Raw genomic sequence first — 6,426 nt, 5'->3', positions numbered from 1 at the left:
CTTACTTACTGCATATTGCCGATCGTTAGATCAGAAATAGACCTGCGATCATACCGCAAAATTAGTCAGAGATCTCCATTCTTTTACACAGTTTTTATGCTTTTTATCCACAGGTAAATGTGATAAGGCACCCGTTATAAAGAAGAAATAGACTGGGTTATCTTAATTTGCTGTCATTTTTCCACATGCTGGGGATAACTTTAGACGATTTACGGTAAATATTCTGTATGATCAAAAAATATTTTTAGATCTCTTGAAGATCCTTGCGCTTTGGGGCGGAGTCCGTATAATCTTCCTCCCTGTGTACAGTACTGATGTGATTTTTACACGAAACTGAGGTAAACTTGTTGGGCTATATCGCTCTATTTTAACGTTAATGTTAGGCAGGGCGGGGGCAAAAGCAGGTTTTCAGCCAGTATGCGGATGTAATCATTCGTCGGCTGTCACAACATATGTCGGCAAACCGGTCAGCCAGGCTATAAATAAAAGTGGTTTGATTGCGTCATTTCATTGACGTGACCCCCTATGTTTTATTACAATCCTGCCTCTTTCTATATTGTTGCGATAGAGGCACAGGTGTAAATCAGTTTCCACTGGTTGCCAACGCGTTTACTGAATCAGTAATAAATTTAAAAGTTAGGTAGAAATCGTTATGAAACGCACTTTTCAACCGTCCGTACTGAAGCGCAACCGTTCACACGGTTTCCGTGCTCGTATGGCCACTAAAAATGGTCGTCAGGTTCTGGCTCGCCGTCGTGCTAAAGGCCGCGCTCGTCTGACCGTTTCATCTAAGTAATAAAGCTAGCCCTCTATTCAAGTGGTTACGCTCGCTTTTACCCGGGAGTTACGTTTGTTAACTCCCAGGCATTTCGATAATGTCTTTAAGCAGCCGCAGAGGGCGAGTTCCCCAGAGATAACAATCCTTGGTCGCCTAAACGAGCTGGGGCATCCCCGCATCGGTCTTACCATCGCCAAAAAAAATGTTAAACGAGCTCATGAGCGAAATCGTATTAAACGGTTAGCGCGTGAATATTTTCGTCTGCATCAACATGAGTTGCCTTCAATGGATTTTGTGGTATTGGTAAGGAAAGGGGTCGCTAATCTGGACAATCAACAGATCACGGAAGCATTGGATAAGTTATGGCGTCGTCACCGTCGCTTGGCTCAAAAATCCTGATCATGCTGATCAGAGGCTACCAACTGGCAATTAGCCCGTTGTTAGGGCCTCGTTGTCGCTTCAATCCTACTTGTTCAAATTACGGAATTGAGGCATTGCGCAGGTTTGGTATGCTAAAAGGGAGTTGGTTAACGGCGAAACGCGTATTAAAATGCCACCCTTTACACGCTGGTGGAGATGATCCTGTCCCACCTAGAAAAACTGATGATAATAGAGAATTATAACGATGGATTCGCAACGCAATCTTCTACTCATCGCTTTGTTGTTCGTGTCGTTCTTAGTTTGGCAGGCCTGGGAGAGCGATAAAGTTGCTCAGGACGTTAAAACTGTTCAAACTTCGCAACAAGCGGATATGCCAAGCAGTGATGCTCAAGCCGTAACTGGCAGTGGGCAAGGTAAGCTCATCACAGTCAAGACTGATGTACTGGATATTCGCATCAATACTCGTGGTGGTGATATCGATGAGGCTGACCTGTTAGCCTATCCTGCGACCCTTCATTCGGAAAGCCCTTTCCGTTTACTGGAAACTAACCCAGGTTTTGTCTACCAGGCACAAAGTGGTTTGATTGGTCTTCATGGCCCAGACAACCCAGCAAATAATAATGGCGAACGTCCGCTGTATAGCGCAGATTCTACAACTTTCACATTAGAGAAAGGCCAAGACGTCTTGCGCGTACCAATGACATTTACTGATAACAACGGTGTTGTGTATCAGAAAACGTACATTGTAAAACGTGGCCAATATACTGTTGAAGTTGAATACAGTATTCAAAACCCAACAGCTCAACCACTGAGCCTCGCTTTCTTCGGTCAGTTAAAACAAACTATCGAGTTACCAAAAGAGCGTGATACCGGTAGCAGTAACTTTGCTCTGCATACTTATCGTGGTGCGGCGTATTCTTCTGATGAAAACAACTATAAAAAATATAGCTTTGGCGACATCGAAGATAAAAACCTCGACTTGACCACTAAAGGTGGCTGGGTGGCAATGTTGCAACAATATTTTGCAACGGCGTGGATCCCTGCAAGTGCAGAAAAGAGCACTTTCTATACCATCGACCTAGATAAAAAGTCTGCCATCATTGGTTATAAGAGTGAACCAATGACTATCGCAGCTAATGGTGCAGGTACTTATTCATCAACATTATGGGTTGGTCCTGAAATTCAGTCTGAAATGGCCGCAGTTGCACCACATTTAGACTTAACCGTTGATTATGGTTGGTTATGGTTTATCTCTCAGCCACTGTTTAAACTGCTGAAATTCATTCACGGTTTTGTGGGTAACTGGGGTATTGCCATCATCGTTATTACCTTTATCGTTCGTGGTATTATGTACCCGCTGACTAAAGCACAGTACACCTCGATGGCGAAAATGCGTTTACTGCAACCAAAACTGGCTGCAATGCGTGAGCGTATTGGTGATGACAAACAACGTATGAGCCAAGAAATGATGGCGATGTATAAAGCAGAAAAAGTAAACCCACTGGGTGGCTGTTTACCTCTGCTGATTCAAATGCCTATCTTCCTTGCACTTTACTATATGTTGATGGGTTCTGTTGAACTGCGCCACGCACCGTTCTTTGGTTGGATTCAAGACTTGTCTGCACAAGACCCGTACTACATCCTGCCTGTATTGATGGGTGTGACAATGTTTGTGATTCAGAAAATGTCACCGACCGCTGTGACTGATCCAATGCAGCAGAAGATTATGACGTACATGCCAGTCGTGTTCACTATCTTCTTCCTGTGGTTCCCATCAGGTCTGGTTCTGTATTATATCGTGAGTAACTTAGTCACCATCATCCAGCAACAAGTGATTTACCGTGGTCTGGAAAAACGTGGTCTGCATAGTCGCGATAAGAAAGAAAAGAAATAAATTGAATTTTAGGTGAGCCTTCTGCTCAGCTATCGATATAATATTAAGGCGGCCATTTAATGACCGCCTTAATTTTTTTATAGGAATGACAGAGAAACATCATGCAAATCAACGATACTATCGTCGCACAGGCAACACCTCCCGGTCGTGGTGGTGTCGGTATTTTACGTGTATCTGGCCCGAAAGCGGCACAAGTTGCTGAAATCGTGCTAGGAAAACTCCCTAAACCACGTTATGCGGATTATCTGCCATTTCGTGATGAGGAAGGCTCTGTTCTTGACCAAGGTATTGCGCTTTACTTCCCTGGACCAAATTCATTTACGGGAGAAGATGTCCTTGAGCTACAAGGACACGGTGGCCCTGTTATTCTTGATTTATTGTTAAGAAGAATATTAACGATTGATGGCATTCGTATTGCGAATCCAGGTGAGTTTTCTGAACGTGCATTTTTAAATGATAAGCTCGATTTAGCGCAAGCTGAGGCGATTGCTGACTTGATTGATGCGAGTTCAGAGCAAGCGGCACGTTCAGCGATGAATTCGTTACAAGGGGCTTTTTCTTCCCATATTCACCAATTGGTGGAAGCACTCACTCACTTGCGCATCTATGTGGAAGCCGCTATCGATTTCCCAGATGAAGAAATTGATTTCCTGTCTGACGGTAAAATTGAAGCTAAACTCAACGAAGTCGTGGCAGATTTAGAACAAGTTCGCTCCCAAGCACGCCAAGGCAGTTTATTGCGTGAAGGCATGAAGGTGGTTATTGCTGGGCGCCCAAATGCAGGAAAATCGAGCTTGCTAAATGCATTGGCGGGCCGTGAAGCTGCGATTGTGACGGATATTGCGGGAACGACGCGTGATGTGTTACGTGAACATATTCATATTGATGGTATGCCATTGCATATCATTGATACCGCAGGCTTACGTGAAGCCAGTGATGAAGTGGAACGAATTGGTATTGAGCGTGCTTGGAAAGAAATCGAACAAGCGGACCATGTGCTGTTTATGGTAGATAGCACCACAACCAATGCTACAGAGCCGCAAGAGATTTGGCCTGAATTTATGGCGCGTTTACCTGATGAACTTCCGGTCACCGTCATTCGTAACAAAGCAGATATGACAGGCGAACCGGTTGAGTTTATTGATAATACTCGTTATCCGTTAATTCGTTTGTCCGCACGCGAAGAAAAAGGCGTTGATTTGTTGCGCGATCACCTAAAAGAAGCCATTGGCTTTAACAGTAATATAGAAGGTGGTTTCCTTGCTCGTAGTCGTCATTTACAAGCACTGAATGCAGCAGCCGTTCACCTTGAACAGGGCTATGACCAGTTAGTGAATGCTCGCTCCGGTGAGTTACTGGCGGAGGAATTACGTTTAGCTCAGCAGGAACTTAGCGAAATCACTGGTGAATTTACTTCTGATGATTTATTAGGCCGTATTTTCTCAAGTTTTTGTATTGGGAAGTGATACGGTATCATCTATCGTCTATAACCTACACGGTATTACGTGTAGGTTTGCTTTATCGGTAGTCCCCTCCATTTTTCCTGCCTTAATTCTCTATTAAGTTCTAGCAAACAAGTAATATATAAGCTTTACCTTACTAAGGTATGGCACTGACTGTTTTGTGGGCCATACTTATTAATATATTTTTCACACGCTGTAGCGTGTAATTTATGTCTTACCGCCTATAGCGTGTAATCTTGACATTACCGGCTATAGCGTGTAATATAATGTTTACCGGTTGTAGCGTGTAAATATTGTTAGGGTGAAAAATAAGGTAGGTTTTAAAATGAAAGTGACGAATACCCGACAACTTAGTGCTTATATGAAGGATGTCAGAGAGACGAAAAAGTTATCTCAAAGCAAAGTCGCTAGCAAAGTAGGTATTCGGCAAGATACTGTTTCTAGCTTTGAACTCTCTCCTGACTCTACCAAATTAGAAACCTTTTTTAAGATTTTATCTGCCCTCAATTTAGAACTTGATATTAAACCGCGAAATGAAAGCGGCTCATCAAATTCAGACTCCGGATGGAAGGAGGAGTGGTGATGGCGACTTTGCATGTATACATGAATGGTTACTTGGTTGGGGATTTGATTCGTTCAAGTACTGGTGCTCACCAATTTACTTATAATAGTCACTGGTTGGAAACATCAGGTGCTCGACCTATTTCTTTATCAATGCCACTTAGGCACCAAGAATATCGAGGAGACGAAGTTTATAATTTTTTTGATAATCTCCTACCGGACAATATTGAGATACGGAATCGAATTGTTAGTCGTTATCAAGCGGATTCAAATCAACCTTTCGATTTATTATCTAAGATTGGCCAGGATAGTGTGGGGGCTTTACAACTCATTCTAGATGGGCAAAGAGTCAGTAATATCAGAAAAATTGAATATAAACCCTTATCTAATAAGCAACTAGAAAAAATATTAACAGGGTATAAATCGAATGCACCTTTAGGCATGATTGAAGATGAAGATGACTTTAGGATCTCACTTGCGGGCGCTCAAGAGAAAACCGCATTACTCTATTTAGATGGGCATTGGTGCTTACCTCAGAATGCGACTCCAACTACCCATATTATTAAACTTCCCATTGGTAAAATAGAAAGCCATTCTTATTCGATAGATATGTCGGATAGTGTAGAAAATGAGTATTTATGTTTATTGATAGCAAAAGAGTTTGGCCTAGATGTGCCTCGTAGCTTTATTTTAAATGTAGGTGAAATAAAGGCGTTAGCGGTTGAACGTTTTGACCGTAAATATTCTTCTGATTCCTCGTGGATTATGCGTTTACCACAAGAAGATTTTTGTCAAACATTGAATATTTCACCGGCAAGAAAATATCAAAATCATGGTGGACCGGGTATTTCTGAAATTATGAATTACTTATTAGGTTCAATAAATGCAGAGAAAGATAGATATCAGTTTATGAAGAGCCAGGTTTTGTTTTGGTTACTTGCAGCGACGGATGGCCATGCTAAAAATTTTTCATTATTTATTGAACCTGAAGGCCGTTATCAGTTAACACCTTTTTACGATATTTTGTCCATGTATCCTAGTTATGGGGGGAGGGGAATTAACCCTAGAGATGCCAAATTGGCTATGGGGCTGAAGGGAACAAGGGGGATGAAATACAATATAGAGCAAATTTTCCCAAGACATTTTTTTTCAACGGCCAAAGCCGTTGGATTTGATCGTGCTGAGATGGAAAAAATCTTAATTGAATTTGGTGAGCAAATGGAAAGTGTTATTAAGAAAGTGAGAGAACAATTACCCACAGATTTCCCTGAGCATATCGCAGACTCAATTCTATCCGGATTACATCACAAAGCAGCGAGATTAAATAAAGGCTGGGACTAATTATGCCC

The 6,426-nt window shown here is 42.2% G+C and carries 7 protein-coding genes; all 7 read left to right on the top strand.

Annotation, left to right across the window (positions count from 1 at the left end):
- The first annotated feature begins 652 nt into the window (after positions 1-652).
- A complete protein-coding gene (rpmH, locus tag FVA72_RS21570; protein ID WP_004906236.1) occupies positions 653-796 on the top strand; it encodes a 50S ribosomal protein L34 in 144 nt (47 codons plus the stop codon).
- Positions 797-817: 21 nt separating this feature from the next.
- Positions 818-1,177, top strand: coding sequence for a ribonuclease P protein component (gene rnpA, locus FVA72_RS21565; RefSeq protein ID WP_004906229.1), 360 nt, complete (start codon positions 818-820; stop codon positions 1,175-1,177).
- Positions 1,141-1,401, top strand: coding sequence for a membrane protein insertion efficiency factor YidD (gene yidD, locus FVA72_RS21560; RefSeq protein WP_036959180.1), 261 nt, complete (start codon positions 1,141-1,143; stop codon positions 1,399-1,401). The genes rnpA and yidD overlap by 37 nt, the downstream gene beginning before the upstream one ends.
- Before the next feature lie 2 nt (positions 1,402-1,403).
- Entirely contained in the window at positions 1,404-3,053 is a 1,650-nt protein-coding gene (gene yidC / locus FVA72_RS21555; RefSeq protein WP_004906225.1) for a membrane protein insertase YidC, read from the top strand.
- 101 nt (positions 3,054-3,154) lie between these two features.
- The gene (gene mnmE, locus FVA72_RS21550; protein ID WP_110592767.1) at positions 3,155-4,519 is read left to right on the top strand and encodes a tRNA uridine-5-carboxymethylaminomethyl(34) synthesis GTPase MnmE; all 1,365 of its coding nucleotides are present in this window, start codon (positions 3,155-3,157) and stop codon (positions 4,517-4,519) included.
- Between the two features lie 322 nt (positions 4,520-4,841).
- The gene (locus tag FVA72_RS21545; protein WP_036959176.1) at positions 4,842-5,099 is read left to right on the top strand and encodes a helix-turn-helix domain-containing protein; all 258 of its coding nucleotides are present in this window, start codon (positions 4,842-4,844) and stop codon (positions 5,097-5,099) included.
- Positions 5,099-6,418, top strand: a complete 1,320-nt coding sequence (locus FVA72_RS21540) for a type II toxin-antitoxin system HipA family toxin (RefSeq protein ID WP_110592768.1) — start codon at positions 5,099-5,101, stop codon at positions 6,416-6,418. Before FVA72_RS21545 ends, FVA72_RS21540 begins: the two co-directional genes overlap by 1 nt.
- The last annotated feature ends 8 nt before the right edge of the window (positions 6,419-6,426 follow it).

The sequence above is a fragment of the Providencia sp. PROV061 genome (genome assembly GCF_011045655.1).
In the GTDB taxonomy this organism is placed as follows: Bacteria; Pseudomonadota; Gammaproteobacteria; order Enterobacterales; family Enterobacteriaceae; genus Providencia; species Providencia hangzhouensis.
Note: the sequence above shows the minus strand (reverse complement) of the source record. Positions and strands in the feature narration are given on the sequence as shown.